Annotated in this window: 17 protein-coding genes; 9 read left to right on the top strand and 8 right to left on the bottom strand. The window is 44.5% G+C overall.

The features are described from left to right. Positions 1-27: 27 nt before the first annotated feature. From BLR32_RS02355 to BLR32_RS02365, 3 genes are read left to right on the top strand one after another with little or no spacing between them, the layout of a single operon-like run. Positions 28-1,125 (top strand): caspase family protein, encoded by a 1,098-nt coding sequence (locus BLR32_RS02355; RefSeq protein ID WP_089828631.1) that lies wholly within the window; start codon positions 28-30, stop codon positions 1,123-1,125. Beyond that, the gene (locus BLR32_RS02360; protein WP_089828632.1) at positions 1,115-2,671 is read left to right on the top strand and encodes a hypothetical protein; all 1,557 of its coding nucleotides are present in this window, start codon (positions 1,115-1,117) and stop codon (positions 2,669-2,671) included. Before BLR32_RS02355 ends, BLR32_RS02360 begins: the two co-directional genes overlap by 11 nt. Continuing rightward, the gene (locus tag BLR32_RS02365) at positions 2,671-3,525 is read left to right on the top strand and encodes a caspase family protein (protein WP_089828633.1); all 855 of its coding nucleotides are present in this window, start codon (positions 2,671-2,673) and stop codon (positions 3,523-3,525) included. The genes BLR32_RS02360 and BLR32_RS02365 overlap by 1 nt, the downstream gene beginning before the upstream one ends. Before the next feature lie 90 nt (positions 3,526-3,615). Here BLR32_RS02365 and BLR32_RS02370 read toward each other — a convergent pair whose 3' ends face one another. Further along, complete coding sequence (locus BLR32_RS02370) at positions 3,616-5,259, bottom strand: M28 family metallopeptidase (protein ID WP_089828634.1); 1,644 nt, start codon at positions 5,257-5,259, stop codon at positions 3,616-3,618. A gap of 214 nt (positions 5,260-5,473) precedes the next feature. Between BLR32_RS02370 and BLR32_RS02375 the strand changes: the two genes are divergently transcribed. Next, positions 5,474-6,550, top strand: coding sequence for an XRE family transcriptional regulator (locus BLR32_RS02375; RefSeq protein WP_089828635.1), 1,077 nt, complete (start codon positions 5,474-5,476; stop codon positions 6,548-6,550). A 342-nt stretch (positions 6,551-6,892) separates the two neighbouring features. On the opposite strand, the gene BLR32_RS02380 is transcribed toward BLR32_RS02375, so the two are convergent. Both BLR32_RS02380 and BLR32_RS02385 read right to left on the bottom strand, forming a co-directional pair. Continuing rightward, complete coding sequence (locus BLR32_RS02380) at positions 6,893-7,522, bottom strand: hypothetical protein (RefSeq protein WP_089828636.1); 630 nt, start codon at positions 7,520-7,522, stop codon at positions 6,893-6,895. 421 nt (positions 7,523-7,943) lie between these two features. Then, entirely contained in the window at positions 7,944-9,239 is a 1,296-nt protein-coding gene (locus BLR32_RS02385; RefSeq protein ID WP_089828637.1) for a PepSY-associated TM helix domain-containing protein, read from the bottom strand. 208 nt (positions 9,240-9,447) lie between these two features. On the opposite strand from BLR32_RS02385, the gene BLR32_RS02390 reads away from it, so the two are divergent. Together BLR32_RS02390 and BLR32_RS02395 are read left to right on the top strand one after the other, a co-directional pair. Further along, positions 9,448-10,452, top strand: coding sequence for a helix-turn-helix domain-containing protein (locus tag BLR32_RS02390; RefSeq protein WP_089828638.1), 1,005 nt, complete (start codon positions 9,448-9,450; stop codon positions 10,450-10,452). 302 nt (positions 10,453-10,754) lie between these two features. After that, the gene (locus BLR32_RS02395) at positions 10,755-12,560 is read left to right on the top strand and encodes a glycoside hydrolase family 2 protein (protein ID WP_089828639.1); all 1,806 of its coding nucleotides are present in this window, start codon (positions 10,755-10,757) and stop codon (positions 12,558-12,560) included. 55 nt (positions 12,561-12,615) lie between these two features. Here the strand turns inward: BLR32_RS02395 and BLR32_RS02400 are convergent, their stop codons facing one another. Continuing rightward, positions 12,616-12,960 (bottom strand): hypothetical protein, encoded by a 345-nt coding sequence (locus tag BLR32_RS02400; RefSeq protein ID WP_143011333.1) that lies wholly within the window; start codon positions 12,958-12,960, stop codon positions 12,616-12,618. A 288-nt stretch (positions 12,961-13,248) separates the two neighbouring features. Beyond that, positions 13,249-13,590 carry a hypothetical protein gene (locus BLR32_RS02405; RefSeq protein ID WP_089828641.1) on the bottom strand — a complete coding sequence of 114 codons (342 nt, stop codon included), beginning with the start codon at positions 13,588-13,590 and terminating at the stop codon, positions 13,249-13,251. A gap of 326 nt (positions 13,591-13,916) precedes the next feature. Between BLR32_RS02405 and BLR32_RS02410 the strand changes: the two genes are divergently transcribed. The 3 genes from BLR32_RS02410 to BLR32_RS02420 all read left to right on the top strand — a co-directional run bounded on the left by BLR32_RS02410 (position 13,917) and on the right by BLR32_RS02420 (position 21,344). After that, positions 13,917-16,436, top strand: coding sequence for an alpha/beta hydrolase family protein (locus BLR32_RS02410; RefSeq protein WP_089828642.1), 2,520 nt, complete (start codon positions 13,917-13,919; stop codon positions 16,434-16,436). 1,016 nt (positions 16,437-17,452) lie between these two features. Beyond that, positions 17,453-18,622 carry a hypothetical protein gene (locus BLR32_RS02415; protein WP_143011334.1) on the top strand — a complete coding sequence of 390 codons (1,170 nt, stop codon included), beginning with the start codon at positions 17,453-17,455 and terminating at the stop codon, positions 18,620-18,622. 103 nt (positions 18,623-18,725) lie between these two features. Continuing rightward, positions 18,726-21,344, top strand: a complete 2,619-nt coding sequence (locus tag BLR32_RS02420) for a CHAT domain-containing protein (RefSeq protein ID WP_089828644.1) — start codon at positions 18,726-18,728, stop codon at positions 21,342-21,344. Positions 21,345-21,510: 166 nt separating this feature from the next. On the opposite strand, the gene BLR32_RS02425 is transcribed toward BLR32_RS02420, so the two are convergent. The 3 genes from BLR32_RS02425 to BLR32_RS02435 are packed head-to-tail and all read right to left on the bottom strand — an operon-like array spanning position 21,511 to position 25,420. Beyond that, a complete protein-coding gene (locus BLR32_RS02425; protein ID WP_089828645.1) occupies positions 21,511-21,795 on the bottom strand; it encodes a hypothetical protein in 285 nt (94 codons plus the stop codon). Positions 21,796-21,812: 17 nt separating this feature from the next. Further along, the gene (locus BLR32_RS02430) at positions 21,813-22,310 is read right to left on the bottom strand and encodes a TlpA family protein disulfide reductase (RefSeq protein ID WP_089828646.1); all 498 of its coding nucleotides are present in this window, start codon (positions 22,308-22,310) and stop codon (positions 21,813-21,815) included. Next, positions 22,310-25,420, bottom strand: coding sequence for an NAD(P)/FAD-dependent oxidoreductase (locus BLR32_RS02435; protein WP_089828647.1), 3,111 nt, complete (start codon positions 25,418-25,420; stop codon positions 22,310-22,312). The genes BLR32_RS02430 and BLR32_RS02435 overlap by 1 nt, the downstream gene beginning before the upstream one ends. Positions 25,421-25,501 lie beyond the last annotated feature (81 nt).

Here is a 25,501-nt window from a genome sequence, read left to right on the forward strand (position 1 = left end):
TTATTCAAATTGTAAAAAAATGACCCCATGAGCCCCAAGCCACTTGTATCCGAAGCACCTTTACCTCCCACCACAGGGCCTTGTGAAGAGGTAACGAACGAGAACCTGATCAAAGGACTACCTGTCAATGAACAGGATTACGCCATCATTGTCGGGGTAAGCCACTATGCGAGCTTAGCTCAGTTAAACGCACCGGTTACTGATGCCTGCCGCTTAAGGAACTGGCTGATCAAAGCAGATGGCGGCAATCTCCATCCGCAGCATGTCTTCTTTATTCCTTCTGCTCCCGGTAGTACCATGCCTGACCAGCTGGCCATCGATAAGGCATTGTCAGACATTATTCAGCTGGCAGAGGCGAAACCTGCCCGCCGTCTATACTTTTATTTCTCCGGTCATGGCTTTGGCTCCAACTGGGAGGTGAACGGTATGTGCCTGCCTATATGGTCGCCCAGCTTTTATAATGCCGCCCTTTCCTCCAAAGCCTACCTGGATCTGCTGGTGGAAAAGGACCTTTTTAAGGAAGTGTATTTCTTCCTGGACTGTTGCCGCGACAGGAAGATAAATACCAAGCCACTGCATTCCATGCTGGGCGGTGCAAGACCCGGAGGCGCCAATACCATGGCAGTGGTCATGTATGCCTCAGAGTATGAAAATCCTGCCTGGGAAGGCATGATGAATGCAAACGGCAATCTGCAGGTACACGGGTACTTCTCCAGAGCCTTACTGGAAGCACTGAATGGTGGTGCTGTGAATAATAGCGGCGATATCACTATTACCAGCTTCCTGGACTATGTACGGGAGAAAACCGAATCCTATGCCAAGGAAAAGAATCAGACACAAACTGTACGGTCTGACATCCGCAATAACAGTTACGGGCTGGATTATGTGATCCATAAAACCGGCAGAACACCCGGTACTGTGTTAACGATACAATTCAAGACTGGTGGCGACATCTCCCTGGACGGTCCCGACCTGAGTAATATCAAATCAGGCCTTGTACAGGCGGGAGAGTCCTGGCTGATCCCGCTGGGCAAAGGTTATCACCAGATAACAGATAAAATCTCCAAAAGGTCTTCATTTATCACCATCGATGGTACCCTTAAAACTATGATTTATGAATTCTAATGCCCCTACCTTTAAACTAACCGTTAGCGCCGTTGGCGTGATGTCGGACTTTGCGCATCTCACGGTGTATAACGGTTTTCTCGAGGATATCGCAAGAGGATACGAGAAACTGGACCTTAACCTGCCGCAGGGGCTCTACAGCATCACGCTCAAGCTGGATGGCAACATCATTAAAGAGCATGTCCGGCTTACGGAAGATACCAACTACGAGATCCCTACGCCTCCGGTATATTCTTCACTGGTGGCCGACCGGTTTGAATCGTCACATGAGTATTATACCCACAACGCACAGCATTGCAGCCTGGAACCTACTGTGCAGACAGGCACTACTGAGGGTGGTGCTATCTTTCTGTTTTTCCGGTATACTGACCTTGACAAACGAAAAGAACTGAACACGGAACAGCATTCACTCGGAAATGGATTCTCATTGCTGGATGCAGACAGGCAGGTATTGTATCGTTTGGAGGGTGACAATATTCGGGAGGACACAGATACCGGCTGGATGGCCTTTCATGCTGTACTGCCCATAGGTACCTATTACCTGCATTATAGTGGGCATAAATTTAACAGTGAGGACGGAGGAGCGAATGATATTCCCCCGAGAGAAATTCCACTGCAGGTATTTAAAAGCAGTGCCAGTCTGCAGGGACTTTCCGATAAATACTGGCAGACACAGGTCTTTCTCACCTTCGGATATGGCCCCATCTTTCCATCCATGAGCGTGTTTATTGCGCCCCGTAAACACGGGTTTATCGACAATGACGAAGGCAATTACCGTATAGACGGACTCCGTCATAAATTCCATAATGGTGTTTATTACCTGCCGGAAAAAGTACTGCTGGAGTTTGAGAAGGGGCAGTGGGCTTCTCCCATGAAAGGACTGCTGGCGGCATATGTTTATTTCAGCAGTCCTGAAACCGACAATGAGCTGTTGTTCAGGAATGTTGCCCAAGACCTTCCCGCTCTACTGGGTGAGGACACGCCCGATGTCAAAGCTTTACAGGTAATGGCGGCGCAGTATTACAAAGACCCTATCCCTGAAGTTACGCTCAGTCAGCCCTGTATGTTCCTGGCAGGCGTGCGGGCGGTGATCAGGGCGTCTATCAAACATCCGGATATTATTGTAGATGATAGTTTACTGGAAGATATCACTGATAAGCTTTATTGTGATATGGTGTGGACCTCCTATTTGCCGGAACCTCTTCCTGCAGCAAAGAAGCAGGTGGAAGAGGCTACTCCGGGGGCCTGGTGGACAGACGGCATCTTCAATGTGGTGGAAAGGATCATTGGCGATGAAACGACGCCTGAAGAAATAGGCGAACGGTTGTTGAAATCCCAGACTGTCAGCACACTATTGTATTACATTGAAAAATTGAATGATGATCTTAATGTGAATGACCTGGCCAGCAGGTTACAGATCCCGCCTAATGTAGTCAGAAAGACCATCAATCATATTCTTGCTTTCTCTGACAGTATCAAAGATGTAAAGAGCAAACCAGATCAGTTTAACATCAGCAATATTAACAAACTAAAAAGCATCCAATAATGACACCCCAAGGCTATGCACTTCATATCGGTTTGAATGCAGTTAACCCCGACAGCTATGAAGGCTGGAACGGAGAACTCTTTGCCTGCGAGAACGACGCGGCAGTTTATAAAGCGATCGCTGAAAAGGCAGGTTTCCAATCCATTTACTCATTGCTGACTAAGGAGGCCACTTCTCAGAATGTACTGCAGCACTTAAAGAATGCAGCCAATCAGTTGCAATCCGGCGATATACTGCTGCTCACCTATTCAGGACATGGCGGTTCTATCATAGACGCCAACCAGGATGAAACCAACAACTTCGGAGAGATGGATGGCTTTGATGAAACCTGGTGCCTGTACGACCGGCAGCTGATTGACGATGAACTGTTTGAATGTTTCAGTAAATTCAAACCTGGTGTACGTATACTGATATTCTCTGATAGTTGTCATTCCGGCTCTGTGGCCAGAGCAGCAGAACCGATTATCGGCGCGGCACTGGATCCTGCTACCTATACCCGTAGCCGTGTAGCGCCCCTGGATGTGCTGATGCGTACCTACAATAAACACAAAAGCGAATATGATGGCATACAGGCGCAGCTCAGTGCGGGTCCGGCAGATATAGCCGCTTATGTTGTGCAGTTTGGGGCCTGCCAGGATGATGAACTGGCCATGGAAGTATGGGGTAACGGCATGTTCACCGCAAAGGTGCAGCAGGTGATGAAGGAGGAGATCAGTAATTATAACGACCTTTTTATTGCTATCAAACGGGGATTTTCTGACAAACAGCATCCTAACCTGTTCCATTATGGGAATAAGACGTATGACTTCCTGGCACAGCCGCCGTTTAGTATACAGCAGCTGATGGGAGCATAAAGCAATCAACGAAATGCATTGTGGTGCAAATAAAAAATCCGGAAGCGTGCTTCAGAGCTGCTTCCGGATTATCCAATTATATATCGGGCTTTAACGTTTCGACTTGAATTCAGAACCTTCCTTCCATTGCGGGAATTTATCTTCGTTCGACAAGGTCACGCCTACATCAAACAGGAAACGAAGATCTTCCACCATACCTGACAATTCCCAGCTTGGATCCATCTGGTCAAAGGGAGAATGATAATGATCCCGTCCGTAGGCGGCGATATGCTCGGGCGCCCAGGCAGAATCGTGCTCCAGGGATTTATTGCCACTACCAGGATACAATGAGGGGATACCCACCTTAGCGAAATTGAAATGGTCGGAGCGAAAGAACCATCCACCGGAAGGATTCGCTTCTGGTATCAGGAAGCGTCCCTGTTTCTCTGCCGCCCTGGCTGCGTAGTCGTCCAGGTCAGACTGCCCCTTGCCGATGATCGTAATGTCTTTGGTACGCCCGAAAAAGTTCAGCACGTCCATGTTGATATCTGCCACAGTTGATTTTATGGGGTAGATGGGATGTGCCGCATAGTATTCAGAACCCAGCAACCCCTGTTCCTCACCTGTTAATGCGAGGAACAATATTGAGCGTTTAGGCGCCTGTTTCAGCTTAGAGAAGGCAGTTGCCAGTTGCAGGAGGCCTGCCACGCCGGAGGCGTTATCCAGCGCCCCATTATAGATAGAATCGCCTTTTACGGCTTCTCCTACCCCCAGGTGATCCCAGTGGGCGGAGTAGATGATATATTCATTTTTCCTGTCTGTACCTGGCAATAGAGCTGCCACGTTGTGAGAAACAGATTTCCGGATGGTGCTCTTCAATGCGAGCGATGCAGCCACATTTAAGGGCACGGGTTTAAAGCCGGGGCGTTTAGCCTGGTTCATGATGCTATCGGATACGCCTGCCAGCTCGAACAGCTTTTTAGCGGATTCCAGGGTCAGCCATCCTTCGATGGTAGCGCGGCTCTTATTATCATCGGGCGTCTGCAGGTCCAGTTTAGGTTTTGACCAGCCGCTGCGTACGACGGTCCAGCCATAGCTGGCGGGTAATACATCATGAATGATCAGGATACCGGAGGCACCCTGCCGGGCTGCTTCTTCAAATTTATAGGTCCAGCGACCGTAATAGGTCATTGTACGGGTCTTGCCTTTGAACAGGGTGCTATCATAAAAGCCGGGATCATTCACCATCACCACTACTGTCTTACCTTTTACGTCTAATCCGGCATAGTCATTCCAGTTATACTCCGGCGCCACGATACCGAAACCGGCAAATACCATTTCTGAATGATTGATGGCTACCCTTTCCTGTACATGTTTGGTACCGGCCACGTATTGGTCGAGGTAGCTGAGTGTCAGCTCACCTTTTTTACCGGAGATACGCAGATCTCCTTCCGGTACGGATTTGATTTCCACCATGGGCACTTCCTGCAGGTAACTGGTATCATTCCCCGGTTGCAATCCTATTTCCTTACACCGTTTTATGAGGTAGGCGAGCGTTTTCTCTTCCCCGATAGTAAAGGGCTTACGGCCCTGGAATTCGTCAGAAGCCAGCACGGTAATATCCTTTGCCAGGCCGGCAGAGTCGATCGCTTTAATAGCAGTAGAGTCCTCGGCTATACCAGCCTTTTGCGCTCCCGAATTACATGCAGCAAGGGCCAGGGCCGTAAATAAGAACAGGTAATGTGGGTTTTTCATCAACAAGTTGTATTTCCTTAAAGATATTCAAATTATTCTCAACCTGTCCTTATTGCATATTCACTGTATAGGATGTTCGCTCTTTGAACAAATAATTATAAGTTTGCCGCCAAACCGGTTAATCGTTCTGTTAGCAAATGACACGTTATAGAGAAACGGCTCCTATGAGCTCCACCCGACAACAATAGATCGATGCCCCCTTAAAATTTAATTTATGCAACATTTCGGAGAGAGATTAAAAGCGGCGCGCAAGATCAAAGGCTGGTCTCTGCAGGAACTCGTTAGCAAGACTTCTCATACGGTAAGCAAGCAGGCCCTAAGCAAATATGAAGCAGGGGTAATGATGCCTTCCCGTAAAATATTACTGCTTCTCTCAGGCGCATTGGGCGTAAAACCCACCTATTTTGAAAGCCAGCCGGTGTTCAACCTACCGGAATTTGAAATTCCCCGCAAAGGCGACTTATCCGCCAAACAGTCGGAGAGCATCAAAGAAAAGGTAAAAGATCTACTGGAGCATTATCTGCAGGCAGAAGCCCTGCTCAATATCCGGTCTAAATTCACCAATCCCATAAAGCCCTTCCCCGTACCTGATGAACAGGCAGCTGCGGATGTTGCCGCCAAACTGCTGAGTAAATGGGGCCTTGGAAATGGCGCTCTTCATAATGTGACCGAAATGCTGGAGGAGAAAGGTGTGCGTGTGATCCAGGTATCATCGCCGGACTATTTTGAGGGCTTGAGTACTTATGTAGGAAAGGTGCCTGTGATAGTACTGCATAAAGACCGTCCTACCGCTATTAAACGGTTTGCAGCGATGTATGAACTGGGGCAGCTCTTACTGAAGATCACTACCGATACAGACAAGCGGAAGATTCCTGTAGATACAGACAGGCATAAGATCTGTGAGATCTTCGCGGCAGCGATGTTGTTACCGGGGAATGCTTTGGAGACACTTTTAGGCAGCAAACGAATGGCTATCGCTCCTGGGGAATTGATCTGTATCAAAGAGCAGTATGGATTACCGTTGCGGGCTATTATGCAACAGGCAGTTTTCAAAGGGATCATTGACCGTAAAAATGCCAATGCGTTTTTTAAATTGCTTGTTGATAATGCTGATGAAACAGATCTGGGGAATTATATAGGTGAGGAGAAGGCGCAGCGCTTTGATAGAATGGTATACAGATTAGTCGCGGAAGGCATCATTGATATAGAGAAGGCGGCTGATCTTGCGAGGATACCGGTAGAGGAATTACAGCAGAAGGTACAGGTGTTTGATACAGTGGTGCAGGATTAATCCATTTACGCTAAGTGGCTTCGGGTTCTTTTACCGCTAAGTAGCTTCGGTTTCAGGTCGGCGCCTCTCTGGAACGTTATTGGTGTTTCACGCTAAGTAGCTTCGGTTTCAGCATGGGATGGCGGTCGGCGCCTCTCCGGATGTCGATTTAGCGTTATCAAGCGAATAGGGGCTGGATATAGATTGGGCAGCACCGGTCGTGTCACCGGAGAGCCGAAGGCCCGCCATTCCCACCTGAAACCTCGTGCTACTTCCGCTGTCGCTATTGATGGTTAGGTGGCTAGCTTCAGAGGAAATAAAAACGGTTGTATCAATGAAGTAATTGATACAACCGTTTTTATTTTAAGGTTGTAGTCCTCCGAAGTCGTAGACGACTGGCGGATCAACTCGTTTGTTGCCACTCTTGGTGTAGGGTACAACGAACACTGTTACTCTGCCGATTTTCTCTTTCTGTTCTTTCTCCGACACTTTTTTGCACAGCGAGTCTGCGCTCTTAAAAAAAGCCTCTGTATAAATTCCCATTCTAAGCTCAGTTACCACATCCGTTGTATCTTCTTTTAATTGACTATGATTTGCCAGCCAACATACCATATTTGTTCCCAGGAATGCTTCCGATCGGGTGATCAGGCGGAATTTAGGCATCAGGCGCCTGGAACGGCTGGTAGTGGTATTTAGTTGACCGGGAAGATTTTCGCGATTCATCCTTACAGAGTCATGCAGGAAACAATATTGATCCAATACTGTGTCGTATTCACGAAAACATAATAGGGCATCGCTATAGTTCCATTCAATCCCTGTATCCTTACTTGATTTCGAAAACTGTTCACAAAGCAGTTTAATCGTCGTTTCGATATCAGGGACAGGGGCTGTTGTCGCTGCGGCATTTTGCGCGGTATTAGCGTGCTGCTGACAAGCTATCAGACCAAAGAAAAATAGTAGGATAATGCTCAATAAATAAGTGCTCTTTTTCATATTGTGGGGGTATTGTGAGGTTATTGATAAGAGCAATATAAATTTCCACTGCCGAATTACAACACATCCATACAAAATATGGGGATTCCTGCTTATCCCCCGGGAAAAATCCCCTCCCTATATCCCTGCTATTTCCCGTTGTAGCGGCCTTGCCACCAAGCTACCTTTGACTTAACACAATGCCCCATACAACAATTCATCACATTCAATCATACTATTATGGACGCAGCATTCATACAAGCATATTTCGACAGGTGCGACAAAAGAGCAGTCAGGAAGATTATCACTACCGCTTTCAATGCTCGGGAGTTGCCTGTCACGATACGGCCTGTCACCCCACGACTTAACCCCAATAAGAACACGAACAAAAGAAAAGCGGCCCGTTAAGGAGCCGCTTTTCATATCGCTATTTTAATAGTTATCAGTTATTCCGGATGGGAGGAATATTTGTCGTTAATCCAACTCCATCGGTCACATAAAGCGTTGTTTCCCCTTGTTTTCTTTTCTGATGATGCAATTTGCTTTTCTTCTCCTGCTTTTTCCCCTTATTCCACCATACCAGGAAGCCGGTAACAGGCAGACTGGCGCAGATCAGGCTCGCAAAGAAAGCCAGGATCTTACCCGGCAGGCCGGCAATGGCACCTACGTGGATATCGTAGTTCATACCGATCAGTTGCTCTCCTGCGTTTCTGTCTTTCGCCGTTTCATGTGCCAGCAGTTTACCTGTGTGCTTGTCAAACTGCAGGTCGTCGCGATTATAATAGGTTTCCTTTCCCCAATAGGCCGACATCCGGATGGTGGCTGTATTGCTATTCCTTGTGGCAAATACGCCTATGCGTTTTGCCTGGGGAAACTGTTGTACGGCAGTGGTATAAGCCACGTCCAACGGATTGCTGCCAGCCAATGGCAGTGCTAAAGTATCTGATTTCACTTCTTTATGCTGAGGAGGTGTAATGCTACGGGAGGCTACCACATAGACGGTAGCCTGGAACCATTTAAAGGCCCATACCATTCCCGTCAGGGCTAATACCAGGGCTATTAACAATGAATAAAAACCGAGTACATTATGGAGATCGTAGTTCACGCGTTTGAAATTGCCAGACCATTTTATCCGGAAGCTTTGTTCACGGGATTTCTTTGTCCATTTCTTCGGCCACCAGAGTATCAGGCCTGTGATCAGGAGGATGACGAAGATGAAAGTAGCCCATCCGACTATTGGCTGACCATATTTTGTATTCAGGAGTAAGCTCCAGTGCAGGTATTTAACGATCACGAAGAAATCAGTTTTCAGATCCCGCACTGCCGTTACATTGCCGGTGTAGGGGTCTACATAGGCAGCTTTATAATAAGCGGTAGATCCGAAGATAGTAAGGGCGTTTTCATTGCCCTCAGCATAGGTCAGGAACTCCCAGGCACGATCAGGGGATCTGTAGGTAAAGACGCTGCGTACAGGGAACTCTTTTCCTAAAGCTGTCTGTGCCTTCTCCTGCAGTACGCTCAGGGGCAGTACAGGCGTATGCCGGGCGGTCACGAACAACTCATCGTGATGTACCCATTCGGTGATCTCTTTCTGGAATACGAAGATGCAACCGGTGATGCTTACGATCAGCACAATGATGCCGGAGGTCAGGCCCAACCACAGGTGCAGCCAGGCGTTCAGTTTCTTTCCCCAGGATTTTCCTTTTTTCTTAGCGTTTGTTTGAATATCGTTCCCCATGGTATCAGAGATTGAAAGTGTAGCCTATGGCAGGGACTGGTTCCTATGAGTTCGCATGGAGTTGCCTTACCGGGCTAATGCGCGAAGGTCGGGATGCTGGAATTGATACCTGAGACAAAAAGGGAAAAGTATTTACGCAAAACGGAAAAAAAAGAAATTATGAGACTGGTAATGCAGTTGCAGTACTGTGTTCTAATTTGGTAGTACGATGACCCTACCATTGTCCATTTCAACCCACATCGGGCAGCCGATCCTGTTTACCCCCGGTATGCCTGACGCCTTTTCCAGCTACGCGCTGCAAGGCACCAAGCCGTTTTATGCGGCGAGTGACAGCTTTGGCTGTATCCTGTTCCAGCAGGTGGCGAATCATAGTTACAATGCATGGGTGAGTCATTATATCATTAATAAACCGACAGCATTCAAAGTAAAAGGAAATGTGGACGATCTGCTGCTGCACCATACATTAAAGGGTAATATGTTTTATGAGCTGAACAGTCACGAGAGTGAGACATTTCAGCACCAGATGAATATAGTGGTAGCTTCAAGGCTCCGTCACGTGGTACGCTTCAAGGCAGCGGGAATATACATTGCTTTGGACATCCAGATCCCGGTGGACGACCTGAAAAGTTACCAGGAAAGTTTCCCGGTTGTACAAGACCTCTTAAAGAAGCTCGACAATGAAAATACCATTACCCTCCTGGATCAGCATATGATTGCCCATGAACGCCTTCGCAATATTATACAGGATATTACCGAACGCCAGTTACCTAAGGCAGCCAGCGAAAAATACAGAGAACAGAAAACCGGAGAACTCATCATTGAATCACTTGATATGCTTTCACGTTACCTTACAGATGCCAACGGCCTGAGTGCGGCCGACCATGAAAGGGGCCAGAAAACGGAGGTTCATTTGCTGAAACATCTGCAGCAACCATCGCCTCCTACCCTCAAACAATTGGCAAGATTTGCCGGTACGAATGAAAAGAAGCTGGAAGAGATCTTCCGGAGCCGCCACGGTATTACCGTATACGACTTCTTCCAGAATGCGCGTATGCGTATCATTTACCGCAAGCTCACCGAGACTGCTGTGCCCCTGCAGGACCTTGCTGAAGAATTCGGGTATACCGATTACTCCAGCTTCTCCTATGCAGTAAAGAAGCGTTTCTCCATGAGTCCGCGTGAACTGAGAAAGAACAGCAGTATTAATTCCTAATTGATATTCTCTCTTTCCAAAGTTCATCATTTAACTCCTAAACACCCCCATTCTATCATGACGTAACTTTAATACAGAAAGAACAATATTATTCGTTTTCGTTGCCATAACGACCTATTATACGACAAGAACATTTAATGGTATATTGAGGAAAACAACGTCCTGGCTTTCTAGCCGGGACCACTTTTCTTACAATGTTACCATTTCCAATATATCGCAACATATACCAATTGTAAAATGCCAATTAATTGTTTTCTCATCACATTATTTGTGTTCCCCATTTAACTTATTAACCCAGGTACATGAAACCGTTTAAAAGCACGCTTTTGTTTGTTACCCTATGCTTCCCCTATTTTCAGATCGCCCTTGCCACTGGTGAGGGCGATTGGTTTTCTGGCAGATGGTCCATGAAGCCTGTCCCTATCCAAACCCGCTGGGCAGCTGATGTTTCTCCCGACAATGTTTTACCGGAATATCCTCGTCCGCAGATGGTGCGTTCTGAATGGCAAAACCTGAACGGATTATGGGAATATGCTATTACCCGTTGGGATGAGGGTATGCCATTACAGTTTGACGGTGAGATACTGGTTCCATTTCCTATCGAGTCGGCGCTTTCCGGTGTGCAGCGGGCGCTGTTACCTACACAGCGGCTTTGGTATAAACGCACTATCAAAAAGCCGGATACGCATGGCGGAAAACGTGTACTGCTGCATTTTGGCGCGGTAGATTGGCGGGCCGCTGTCTTTCTCAATGGTAAACTGTTAGGCAGACATATGGGCGGGTATCAGCATTTCTCTTTTGATGTTACCGCCTCCCTGCAGGAAGGGAATAATGAACTGGTTGTGAGCGTGCTCGATCCTTCCAACCTGGGGCCTAATCCCTGTGGTAAACAAAGCTTACGCCCGCGGAAGATCCTGTATACAGCAGTCAGTGGTATCTGGCAGACGGTCTGGATGGAAACAGTGCCGCCTTCTTATATCACTGACCTCTTTATGACGCCTGATATTGATGCCAACTGCCTCAATCTGCGGGTCAATACTACTGATACTACAGGCAGCGTGGTCGAGGCGATTGCCTATGCAGGCACACAGGCTGTTGCCAGTACTTCCGGTCCGGCAGGCAGGATGCTGGACCTTGGTGTTCCCTTTGCACATCTCTGGAGCCCTGCGGATCCTTTTCTTTATCATATGAAGATCAGGCTACGAAGGCATGGACATGTTGTGGATTCTGTGACCAGTTATTTCGGGATGCGGAAGATAGCAGTACAACAGGATAGTGCAGGTATACCACGCTTGTTCCTCAATAATAAATATACCTTTCAACTGGGCGTACTTGATCAGGGCTACTGGCCGGATGGCTTGTACACCGCTCCCACTGATTCCGCACTGGCCTTTGATATCAGGATGATGAAGGATATGGGATTTAATACTATCCGCAAGCATGTGAAACTGGAACCCGACCGCTGGTATTATCATGCGGATCGCTTAGGTATGTTGGTATGGCAGGATATGGTGCCTTGTGCGGATGAGGACTACTACTCTACTTCCCAGTTTGAACAGGAGAATAATGAGAACCTTTACCAGCTGCACAATTTCCCTTCTATTGTGATGTGGATACTGTTCAACGAGGGATGGGGAAAGTATGATCAGAAACGCCTTACAGAGTGGATGAAACAGGCCGATCCTTCGCGTATCATTAACGGCCATTCGGGAGAGAACCTGGATGTGTACAGCGATACTCCTATTCGCGACCGATGGATCAGCAGTGATGTGACAGATGTGCATTATTATCCTGGTCCGTATATAGCACCGGCATTGCCAGGTAAAGCGCGGGTATTGGGAGAATGGGGCGGTGTACGGGTGATCACTCCCGGGCATCAGTGGGCGCCTAAAACAGGCTGGGGATATGTAGAGGTAAGTCCGGCGAGATTTGCAGAACGATATAAGTATATGATGGGAAGACTGAAATTATATGAGCGACAGGGATTATCTGCCGCAATATATACACAGCCTTATGATGTGGAGGCGGAGGAGAATGGGTTTATGACGTATGACAGGAAGGTGGTGAAGATCAGTGTAGCCGAAATGAGGAAAGTAAATACCTGGTAAGAGTGGGAACTCTCCTGCATTGTTCAATACAGGAAAGTTCCCCGACATACAAGTCTTACATAGCTGTTGTGATATTCGTTATCGTAGTCGTGCACCAATAAAATTGGCGGGTGATTGTTTCCGTTCCGGAAACAGCCTGTAATGTTTTCACGCCGATCGGCTGGCTGGTAACCAGGTAATAAACGTGGGACAGGCTACCGGGATTTGTGGTGATGTACCATGGAGTGGTTGTACATAAACTGCCGGTTGTGTAGTAGATCTTGTTACCAACAGTTTCATATACGATAGAGGTTGGCGTAAAGACCGGCTCTGAGGTGAATCTGCTTATTTTAAAAGCCAGCAGGCCTCCGGTCATGGAGCATACGAGGATAAGTACCAGTAGAATTTTAGCTTTTTTCATAATAAGTGGTTTAGTCATTCTCAATGTGTCTGCTCTTTCCGATTCATAAATGCATCTCTTCCAAATTACTCTTATCTCTTATGGATCACTTTGGAGATACCGCGCAGACTTAGGAGATAGCCTATTGCAATTACTACATCCTGTTTTGGCTCATGTCGACCAACATTCACACAGGGATCATTTTTTACGTTATTGCTCAGGACTATATATGTCCAGGAAAATGCAACTGATCAGTATCATCAAAAAAAAGGAGTCTTACCTTCTCAGATAAGACTCTCATTAATAATACTAAATATCACTCGTTACCTTTGTGTTTATTTGCACACATGGATAAAACAGTAATGTAGTCGTCAACGGACCTGAAGGCCATTGCTTCAACGTGCGTGTTGTTGTCGGCATTGTGAGCAGATGCCAGACTACAGCAGGAGTGCCCACGTCTGAAATCCACAGGTCACCGGTCGTACAAAGATTCCCTGTGGTGTAATACGTAACACCACCTATTGTAACATAAATGATCGTTGTAGGATAAAAGACCTGATCATTGGTAAACCGCATGGCCTTGAATGCCAGCGCTCCACCGGCAATAGCCATCAAGGCGACCAGGGCGAGAATAATTCTGCCTTTTTTCATAAAACAAGGGTTTAATCATTTGCTAAGTGCCTACTCTTTTCGATGGTTTTCGGCGACTCCATTATGCCGGCCGGCAATGACTTATTATAGAAAAGAAAAGTTTGTCTGGGAGTAATTAGCTACGCTTCAATGTTATGTCGGGTGGTCTGGGATGATCAGCAAAATCGGTTAGTCAGAGGGCTTCTCAAACGTTCCACTTTCTCCAAAGTTATCTGTTTCCATAGCAAAAGACTTAGGAGATAGGTATAAATATTGTACCTGGATATTCCTTATCTACTAAGCATTCCATAACATTTATAGCCTATTTTAAAGAGACTCCAAATATTATGAGATACACAATTACCATTCTTTTCTGCTTTTATATTTCACTCGTAAACGCCCAGAAGCCTCCTATCAACAACTTCACTTACAAAGGCTGGGAAATGCTGTTAAACTATCAGATTTCTGACAATGGCAAATATGTCTGGTACACTTATGGATCCGAGCTTACCGGCATGACGCTGGTGGTGCGTTCCATTCATGGCAGCTACTGCAAATTATTCACGGGTGTATGGGAGGCGGTTTTTACGGCGGATAATCAACACCTGGTATTCAATTCACCCAAAGGTCTCGGTGTACTGACATTAGGCACATCGACCATAGATTATACGCAGGGGATCAGCAGTTATACAGTTGCCGGCAATGGTAGATGGCTGGTCGCAAAACTGGCAGATACGCTGCTGCTTAAGAATCTGCATACTAAGGAGGAACATTACTATTCACCTGTTACTACTTATACATTTAATAAAGGGGGAGATGTGTTGGTATATTATACTCAGGATAGCCTGGTGTGGATGGAGCCAGAGAGGGGGCAATCCGGCGTGATCGCTATCAGCCATAAAATTGACAACATTACTTTTAATCATGCAGATACTGCCATTGCCTTTACTGATAGTAGTCATATTCATTATTTCAGGAAAGGAATGGATAGCGCGCAACAAATCCAGCTGGCAGGATTAAGGCATGGAACTTCACTACTCCCCATGCCACTTCAGTTTAGCCAGGATGATAAACTATTATTCCTGAAGGTAACCAAAGAACGGACGCCTCCGGCGAGGGATACTACGCAAATAACAGAGAAGCTCAGCCTCTGGGATTACCGGGATGTCCGCCTGCATTCCCAGGTACCTCCTGATCCCTATGGTCCCTTTTCAGCAGTTGTTCCCGTATCTGGAGGTACTGTTATTCAACTTGAAAATGCGGATACTACCTTATCGGGGCAGCCAGGGAATCAATATGCGCTGGTATCGAACGTGGTGAATGAAGAAGACGGCTTCTGGGATGCGAAGCAGGTGAGAAGTTATGATCTTATCTCGCTGACAAATGGCACACGTAAGCACGTAATACCTTCTCCCCAACAGGTGTTTAGCGTGGCATTATCCCCTGCAGAACACTACGTCAGCTGGTTTGATCTTGCTACTCAACACTATTTTACTTATGAAATCAGTACAGGGAATATTAAAAATATCTCCGTGGATGTTCCTACGATTTTGACCAATACACATATTTGTCGCGATGAGATACGGCCTTATGGAGCCGCCGGCTGGCTGTCGGGCGATCAGCGACTGCTGATCTATGATGAATTTGATATATGGCAGTTAGATCCGGCGGCCAGAACGCCGCCCCAGAATATTAGCGATCATTATGGCCAGCGGTATCAGACAATACTCCGGGTCGTATATGCTGAACAGTTATTGACACTCCGGGAAAATGATCCCCTACTGCTCACTTGTCTCGATAGCAATAAATATAATGGCTTTATGCACATTAAAGCTGGTATTAATCACTCACCCATTCCAACCGTGATGGAACCTGCTGTATATCATTTCCCTGCCCTGGTTGTTTTCGAGCCGCCTGCTCCCCTGAAAGCGAAGAAAGCAGGTATCTATATCCTGCAGCGGCAAACTACCACCCAGGCGCCGAATCTCGTCACTACGACTGATTTTACAACCTTCAAACCACTCTCCGATATTCAACCCCAGCAGGCTTACAACTGGCTGAGGGCGGAACTGGTTCATTGGCCCATGCCCGGAGGTATTACCGGAACCGGCATATTGTACAAACCGGAAGATTTTGACAGCAGCAGGCAATACCCTGTTATATTCAATTACTACGAACGACGAAGTAATGAACTCCATCTCTTTCCGAAGGTAAGGCTGAGTAATGGCAATTTAACCATCGCCTGGTATGTCAGTAACGGATATCTCGTCTTCGTTCCTGACATCTATCGTCCCACTGGTCAGAGTGGGCCAGCTATTCTTAATACCCTCGTCTCGGCAGCCCAATATCTATCTACCCGACCTTATGTGAATACAAAGAAAATGGGCCTGCAGGGACATAGCTTCGGCGGATATGAAACGAACTACATTATTGCACATTCAAATCTCTTTGCTGCGGCACAATCGTCTGCCGGGCCGTCGGAGCTGTTCGGTCTCCATGGTGGACTGGGATTTGGAGGTAGGAGTTACCATTATATATCAGAACTGGGACAGCTGAACCAGGGAGTAGCCCCCTGGGATAATCCCGATCTGTATATGCGGACCTCTCCTATACTATTTGCCCCGCAAATCAGCACGCCTTTATTGATGATGCACAACAAGGAAGACGGTGCGGTACCATTTTCACAATCGGTGGCTTTGTTTACCGCGCTACGGCGACTGAAAAAGCCGGTATGGCTGTTGGAGTATCAGGGAGAAGGGCATGTACTGTTTGATCCGGGATGTCAGCTGGATTTTAGTATTAAGCAGGAGGAGTTCTTTGATTATTATTTGAAAGGCAAACCCATGCCGGGGTGGATGCGGCGCTGACAAACTTTTATCTCTTGCTACTAAGGAATTTATATTAGTCCTAACCGGATACCTAAGGCATTCAAGTAGATTTAGCAGAAAGCTATGAGAAAAGCAAGAATTCTTCTTTTTATGATCACCTTGATGGGGGCTGTTGGAGGCACTTTCGCCTTTAAAGCTTTTAAGTTTAACGCTAACCCGGCATGGAGATATACAAATTCTATTACGATAGGCGGGAGTGTGTATTCGTCAACAGTACCGTTCTGTACATCAACGAATCCGGTGTCTTTTTTTACTACTGAGTGCTTTGAAATAACTACTACATGGATCTCGACGCCACGAGCAGGCGGACCATCTACTATTACGTTAAGGAATACTGCAAATACCAGCTTGACGTATACAATACCTGAGGCGTCTTGTATTGTTGTTACATCGTGTGTAACGGCTATTCTGTAAGTACTGGATAAGTCCTGGGCCAGAAGTACAGGACTTATATTATGAATTTATAACATTTTCAACGAATCGCCCTACACCCTCAATACCATCTGCTTAAAAAATTTCCTTTCTATTATGAGTACTTTTATGATTCTTGCTACGACTATATTAGTGAATCCTAAGCTCATTATCGAGAATTACTGGATCAAAGTGATATTTTCCTATTATATTATATAATAGCGAAGCCGGAACAATACCGCCCTCACTCAGTAAGGATATTGCAACGCTTATGAGGATAGTTTAAAAATCTTATTACGCTGACGTACTAATTGAGATAGTATGCGCTAGAAAGTTATACTTTCCTGAGCTAAATGTGTTAAACTGGATTTTGTAATCCGTCAGTAACCTGTATTAAGTTACTACAAGAAACACCATACAACCCGAAGTATAACTATCCACTCTATCAGCCTCTAATTATTTTCCGTTGGAATTTTCAATTCCAGTGTTACCTTTTTATGTTTACTGCAACCTTCTCCTATTGGGTATATAATATCCATGTCAGCGAGCAACTTTCAATATTAATTCAATCAATATACAACATCATGAATCAAGTAACATTGATGTCCATTCTAATCTTTGTTCTCCTCGCAATTGCGGGACCTGGGAACGCATTTGCTGTACCTGTTTGTAAACATGTTAATTCATATCGAACAGGTGACCAGTCTAATCGTTTTGAAAAATTGACAAATTCGAAAGGGGAAGCAGCTATCGCTGCGCCGAGGGCAGAAGCGCAAAAATCTGACCTCCAGATTAATTTAGCTAATCGGGTAACTGAAATTAGTAGAATTAGCACATTAGTTAGTGCTATTACCGGTATTAAGAGAGATAATAGACGTAGTGAGTGTGTTGAAATTAATCGAATTAGTGGTTGGATTAGTAGAAATAGTAAAGCTAGAGAGATTAATGTAGTTAATGAAAGTAATAAAGTTAGTATAACTAGTGTTTGTACAAGTAAAATTAGTTGGGTTAGGGGGAATAATACAGTTAGTAAACATAGTGAAGTTAGTAGAAGTAGTAAAATTAGTAATTGGGTTAGTGAACTTGATGGAGTTAGAAAGATTAGTATAGTTAATAAAAGCAATGAGGTTAGTAGAATTAGAAATTGGGGTAGTAGAATTAGTAGAGTTAGAGGAAATAGTACGGTAAGTAAACGTAGTGAAGTTAGTAGAATTAAGGATTGGCTTAGTGGAATTGGCAGAGTTAGTGAGATTAGTATAATTAATGAAATTGGGATTAGTAGAAGTAGAGTTAGAAAACATAATCTAATTAATGAAGGTGAAGAAATCTACAGAATTAGTGATTTAGTTAGTGAAACCAGGAGAGTTAGTGAGAATAGTATAGGTAATGAAAATAAGGAAATTAGTAACGTTAGTGATTTAACTAGTAAAAATAATAGCATCAGGAAGGACAATACAGTTATTGAAAGCAAATATCTTAGTAAATATCAATTATCGAGAGTTCCAATTAGGTTAATCAAAGCATCTATTCAAACGAATTTTGAGAATAAACAATCAGCAGTTAGCAATCAAACCGAAGATTATAATTTAAGCCTAAATACTATACTAATAAATAACAATCAGAATAACAAGTCGATAAAAAAAGAGAAAAGCTTTTTTATATTAGCTAAAAGGCAGCCAACTATTAGAGCGAATAAATCAAGGTATCCCATAGTTTGTTATAATACTCGAATAACTTCAATTAAAAGGATTTAAAACCTTTATTAAAGTAGGAATAACCTGTAACACCATTAATATATTAAGTGGTGGGGAGAGACATGCGCTTACCCGAGCAATAAATTCATTAAAAAAAACTGCTATGGCTAATATAATATTAGGCAATATGGAATTGTCAACGCCTGCTAATATAAAATCCCCTGCATTAACCGGCAATAGTTATGCTTCTATTCTTGCAACATTACATAAAAACCAGCCCAACACAATTACTGTTTTTTTTGCTAATGAACCAGAACATATCCCAAGTATAAATTCCCCCATAAACTATGTGAAGGAAATAGCGGTTCAAACAAACACGGTACCGATTGAATTCAAATTTGAAAAAAATGTAATAGCGGCCCTCAGGGAGAACATTAAAGCCCTACATAACACCCCGGTCTTTAAAGCGATCCAGTTACAAGTGACAGCGGCTTGCTGCAGATGTATGGATGCTATTCTAATTAAAGGGAACAAAGCAATCCGTAAAACATATACTTTTAAAGAAGTCAAAGCCGAACTAAAACTGAAAGCTCCATTTAAGGGTGTGGAAATGCAACTTAACCAGGAATTTAGTGATGGCATCCCCCTTCAAGCAAAAAAGGCTATTATAACGATTTTGAAGAAAGCAATAGCCGCAGATAAAGACTTTGATACAAGTATTCTGTCATCTTACAACAAGAATTTACTGCCATCACTCCTCCAAACTGACAGAGATCATATCCAAAAGGTGGAAGATCTTTTGGGTGAAATGTGTGATATTTCAATATCTGTTCTCGAACGCTATCTACATGGCGCAAAAGCTGATTTTACATCAATTATAACAGAGGAGATCCTGCGCCAACTGTATCCTGAAAAATGCGGCATAACTATTTTGGATGAAGTAAAGAAAAGAGCTGAACCTTTCTGGCAAACGGACAGAAAAAATAGCAAAAATGATAAGCAAGGAGGCGATTTCCTGAGACAACTGGAAGATTTCGGAACAAAACATGGTCAAATCAGCATCAATGTAGTGTGTCATTCTGTAGGAGCCATCACAGGTTGCGAATTTATTAAAGCCGTTACCAGGTTAAGATCTGACGTCATCAAAATAGAGAATATTATCTTGCTTGCGCCAGCCTGCACATTTAAACTATTTGAAGATAGTATTATGAAGGTGCGCTCATTACACGACCGTTTTAGAATGTTTACCATGAGAGACCAATATGAGCAAATGGATGTATTTGTTGAAGGAGTGTATACCCAATCTCCTCTTTATCTGATTTCCGGACTGCTGGAGGATAAATATTACCCTGGTGCGCCTATACTTGGATTGGAGCGTATTAGGCGGGCGCCTTCTATTAATCATGCCAACATTACCACGTCTGTCCATTCTTTTTTAGAGGGCTATGGACATTCCGGAAAGGTTGTTTATTCAGTTACTAACAAACGGGATATTCCTACCGGCCATGAATGTACAGCCACGCACCATGAAGATTTCCTCCAGGACCCTGCTACTATTGCATCTATTATCGAAATCATAAACAACGGGATGAAGCCCCCTCCTTTGGCGGCATTTGCAGACGGCAATGGACCAATAAATGATAGCACAAGTGGACTGAACTTCGGAGCATCTGGTGATAAAGGAACCAGCCCGGGGGCCGGCAGCTCGAGGCCACCAGCTTCCAGCTCTAAACGGGATAACTATCTTGAAATAACAGTAACAAAATGGAAAGGCGAATGTGATAAACTAAAGTTCTCTGCTAAATACCGTATTAGTCAGCAAGAAAGTACCATTATAAACTTTAAAACAGTACATCTGCTTACTGACATTCAAGCATATTATTATTCCAGCATATTGGATTTAGGAAAAAGCCCGGATTCCGACAGCTACAAGGAAGAGTACATGCAACGGATGGGAATGCATTATTATGAGGAACTATTCCCACTTGGCCTGAGGAAATTAATCTGGAAACTAAAGAATAAGGTATCTACCCTTATTATTATTGATTCATTTGATGATGTAATTGCCTGGGAATTTTGCAAAATGTGGGGCAAAGACACAAATGGCATCGTCCAGAATGCCCCCTTTTTGTGCGAATCGTTTAATCTTGTCCGATATTCTTTTAATGAATTGAAGGATACGCTTTCCCTGGAGAACACTGCTATTATAACACCGAAGAGCAATTTGCCCTACGCCCAGGTTGAAAAAGGAATATTGTTCCAACTAGCAGAAAAACATAGCCAAATGAATGCTACTGATATAAAAGCCACCATATCTGAAGTGACTGCCATGTTCAAATCAGGAAAATATAATGCCATCATTTTTATCGGCCATGGCAAATCACACGAACAAGCTAATAAGTCTGGAATAAAACTGGAAGATGGAGAAATAACCCCGGAGTATCTGAGTGGTGATACCTCCAACCTCGGTCAAGCGAGTCCTTTTGTTTTCCTTAATTCTTGTTATTCCGGTAAAACCGGCCCCGGACTAACGGCAGTTGGTGGCTGGGCTAGAGCTTTCCTTCGTGCTGGCGCGTCGTGTTTTATCGGTTCTACCTTTGCGATAAATGATGCACAGGCCACAAAATTTGCGGCTCATTTCTACCAGTATCTGTTTGAAAATTATACGGTAGCTGAAGCCGCCAGGTATGCAAGACTGGCTATCAAAAAAACAGGAGACCCGTCCTGGTTATACTATGTTGTATATGCCCATCCTTTTGCAAAATTACAAGGAGGTTCCTGAAATAGCCGCTTAAAGGCTTCCTAACAAAATGATCACATAGACTGACAAAGGGAATAGCCTTAAACTGAATGCCTAAAGCTATTCCCTTAAATGATAACGGGTATTTGAAAAATAAAGTATTCCCGGATGGATGCAGCGATGACAGACTTAAGTAATAAATAACCACCTACATCACTAAGCGCTTACCAAGTTCAATTCCCAAAGGAGTAAGCGAGTATATCTTCATTGGCGTACCATCAGGATTGGTATATTCATGGCTGGAATGTACCATATAAGCATCCCTTTCCAGTAAGGTCAGAAAATGATTAAGAAGATTTACACCATCGGGGTTATTCGCTTCTTCTTCCCCTGTAAAGAAAAAGCCTTTCACTTCAGCATACGGTGCAGGATTATAAGCTTTTCTTTGCCAGAATTCCAATAAAATGTCACCAGGATCAATGAATGGTTTCATACTAAATTTGCGCTTTATTAAGAGTTTATTACCTTCTTCAATGAATCCACCCCTACTCCGCCGACCACAATCTGCTTGAACTCTTTCTTCTTATCATAGATCACCAGGTATGGGAAACCTGGTGCCTTGTAATACGTCACGAAAAAGCCTTTTATGTCTTTTCCAATAGTCACATTCTTGTATTGATCCAACTTAAACAAGGTATCATACATCTGGATTTCCTTAAAGTCTGACATAGTCGCCATGTAAAAGCGCACATCCTTTAACTCATCCATCCGCTTGGTGATCTCCCTTGTCAGCGCCTGACAATAAGGACAATCCGGCCCGAAGAAGAATAACACAACTGTTTTCCCTTTCGGGATATTGGCTGTATTCAATTTGACAGTAGTATCCAGCAGCTGGATATTAAAAGACGGCAGGTCTTTATCTATCCCAGGAGGCAAGGCACGCTTATATCTCGTACAACTGGCTATTCCTATTCCGGCTAATATCAAAACGAACAACAATGATCTCATTACGATTGTATTTTATTATTGGCTGCCTTCCAGATATAATCCAGCAGTAGCAATCCAAAGGAAAAGAATATTAATATCGGGAGCATCTGAAAGCGCAAGGCGATCTGGGATGCGAATACACTAAATCCAAAATTGATGATCCAGAGGCCGAAGGCCAGTAGCAAACCTATTGATAAAGCTCTGTTATGTTTGATGCCATGCAATATCACAAATCCCACCAGGCTGAATAAGAATACTACATTCATTACGCCTACCAGGATAGGATAAAAGCTGAGTATTGTCACCTTCAGATCTTTGAAATGTGTTTTCAGCTTCCTGGATTCATAGCCAAACCACATCTGCCCTATTGGCGCTATACTGTCTTTACCCATGTTGTACGTGTCCAGAAATTCTACTGGTGGGGCATAGTACTTCATGGTGTTAGGCAGTAAATAGTACTGGGCAAATGTGGTAGGATATTGCCTGATCAGGTATGAGCCATATTCGGCGAAAAGCGGTCCTACAGAAGCCCATTTCTTTAGTATATGAGCCGTTGAGTCCTTTTGGAACTTACGATACATGTATTGCTGCAGCGGAGATTTGGGATCCCACATGTACCATGTATTAGCGATCATCATCTCCTGCTGATGCATAAAAATATTCCTGGTAGTATCGAAATAGGTCCGCACCATCTTGTCCAGCTGTTTGAACTTAGCCGGCATTGGAGGTGGCGGTTCGTCTTGCACGAACCTGTACGCATATAAAGCATTATTCGCCATCTGCCAACCGCTGAAAGGCGAGAACTGCCGGATACCGGTTAGGCGGTCATATTGGTTACTGGTATGCCACACAAATCCTGCTATGAGAATGACGCTGGACAAAATGCCCACTACCTTCCTCTTCCATGGCTGACGGCTGATGATAAATGCCAGCGCTGCAACAATTGGATAGAACAGGGCATTATATCTTACAGTGAATGCCAGGAGAATAACAACAGCATGTAGTATGATTAAGGTTTGATTCGGCCTGTGAAGTATCCAGAGTAACAAGGTAAACCATATCAGGCTCAGACTTAAGAATAATGAATCACTGGATACATAGTTCGCCATGTACAAGAATACCGGGTTGAATACCATTCCGACATAGAGCACTCCGAATGTGAGTTTTCCAGGTTTGTAGAAGTATGCCAATGTAAATACAAGGGCCAGGGCACTGGCTTGCAGCAATAAATACTGGAATCCAACCAGTGCGGTGTCTGATATGGTGAACGTACTGAAGAAACGCAGGAATTTAGAATACCCAATAGGATAGGTATTGATACTAAAATTCCCATAAGCAGATTCAAGATATACATAAGAATCCCCATCAATAAACCCTGCTGAAGGATATAAATGTTTGAAGATGAAAAACTGGACAATGACAGCTAATCCTGCGAACCAGACAAGTGCTTTGTTCCAGGGCAGATCCCACAGGAATTCTTTGAATGAAGGCACACGCTTAGGTGCTGCAGCTACAGGCGCCGCATCTGCGGATTTTTCCTCATGGTATTCCTGTTCTGTATTGATGGCCCAGATGTTATCTTTAGTAGTGATACCTTCAATTATATTATCAACCGCTACCATTGCTGTCAGCATGGAATGGTCGGCATTGTTGTATTTATGCATTCCATTACGGCCAACGAGGAACAGATTCTCCAGTTGATCAGTATAAGCCCTTACCTTATCGAAATGAGCATAAGCACCGAAATAAGCCGGATAGGTCTTTTCTACTCTCAGCACCGTGCTATCGAGCACATTCTCTGATGTAGCCAGGCCAATTTTTTCCAGCTCTCTGATGGCTAATGCTGCGATATCTGTATCAGGTAGCTTCCAGAAATCATCTGTTTCATTACAGAAGAACTCCATACCTACCCAGGCGGTATCCGGGTCCTTTACCATATACGGACTCCAGTTGTTGAATAACTGCAACCGTCCCACCTTTACGTCTTTCTCTTGTATATAGATCCAGGTATCTTCCAGTTTCAATGGCTTCCATTCGCCGGTGTGTTTATCCAGGAAAGAAAGCTTACGGAGGAGAATACCCACGGTAATGAAATCCCTGTATTGTAGTTTGGAGGCAATGTCTTTAACCGGTTCTGGCACTTCTCCTACTATTCCTCCAATCAGCTCTTTTACCGGCATGGTGCTAAAGAAATAATCCCCCGTCAGGGATAATTCTTCACCAGTCTGATTGTTAACAGCTGTGATAGCCGTTACTTTATGATCATCCGTATAAATATGCTTTACATCATGATGCATGTGGATAATGCCTCCCATCTCCTGCACCTGGCGGGCTACTTCTTCCCATAATTGCCCGGGGCCAAGTTTTGGATAAAAGAACTGTTCTATCAGGCTGGTTTCTGTATCCTTCTGAGCAACATCCGTTGTTACCTTTTTCTTCTTTTTACTAAGCTCCTGGATGGCGTGCTCTATCGCCTTACGGATACTTACTCCTTTGATACGTTGTGCCCCCCATTCCGCAGGGATTTCATCGCAAGGTACTCCCCACACCTTTTCTGTATAATCCTTGAAAAAGAGATGGTATAAGGTTTTCCCAAAGCGGTTGATCATAAAATCGGCCAGGCTCTTTTCGGGCTTACGAGGGAATAACTGTGCCCAGAGGTAGGAGAACAGGATGGCTATGGTCCTGCCTATTCCTAATTTCCTGAGTGTATCTATCGATAAAGTAATCGGATAAGTAAAGAAGCGGCGTAAGAAGTAGATCCTGGACAAACGCTTACGTACCAGCATTACTTTATCAGGATCATTGCTCTTTAGATTTTCAGGCAGGTCTTTTCTGTTGATATCCCGCGACTTGTTCTGATACTTAATCTTAAAAGACTCCTCACTACCAGCCTGCAAAGGCAGGATATTCAACCACCAGTGCATTACCCGGTCAGACTTCGAAAAGAACCGGTGCCCACCGATATCCATGCGGTTCCCTTTATAATTAATGGTCTTTGAGATACCGCCTATATCTCCGCTTTTCTCTAATATAATGGGGATAATGTCTGTGCGTTGTAACATCTCATAAGCGGCAGTCAATCCTGCGGGGCCCGCTCCGATGATAATGGCATTTCTTTTAGATTCCATAATATGGCATTGAATAATTGTAAACAGGGCGCCTCAAGGGTCGTGGTTAACTGTTCTAAAATACCACAGTATGCGTTCCGA

The organism is Chitinophaga filiformis (genome assembly GCF_900102545.1).
Lineage (GTDB): Bacteria > Bacteroidota > Bacteroidia > Chitinophagales > Chitinophagaceae > Chitinophaga > Chitinophaga filiformis.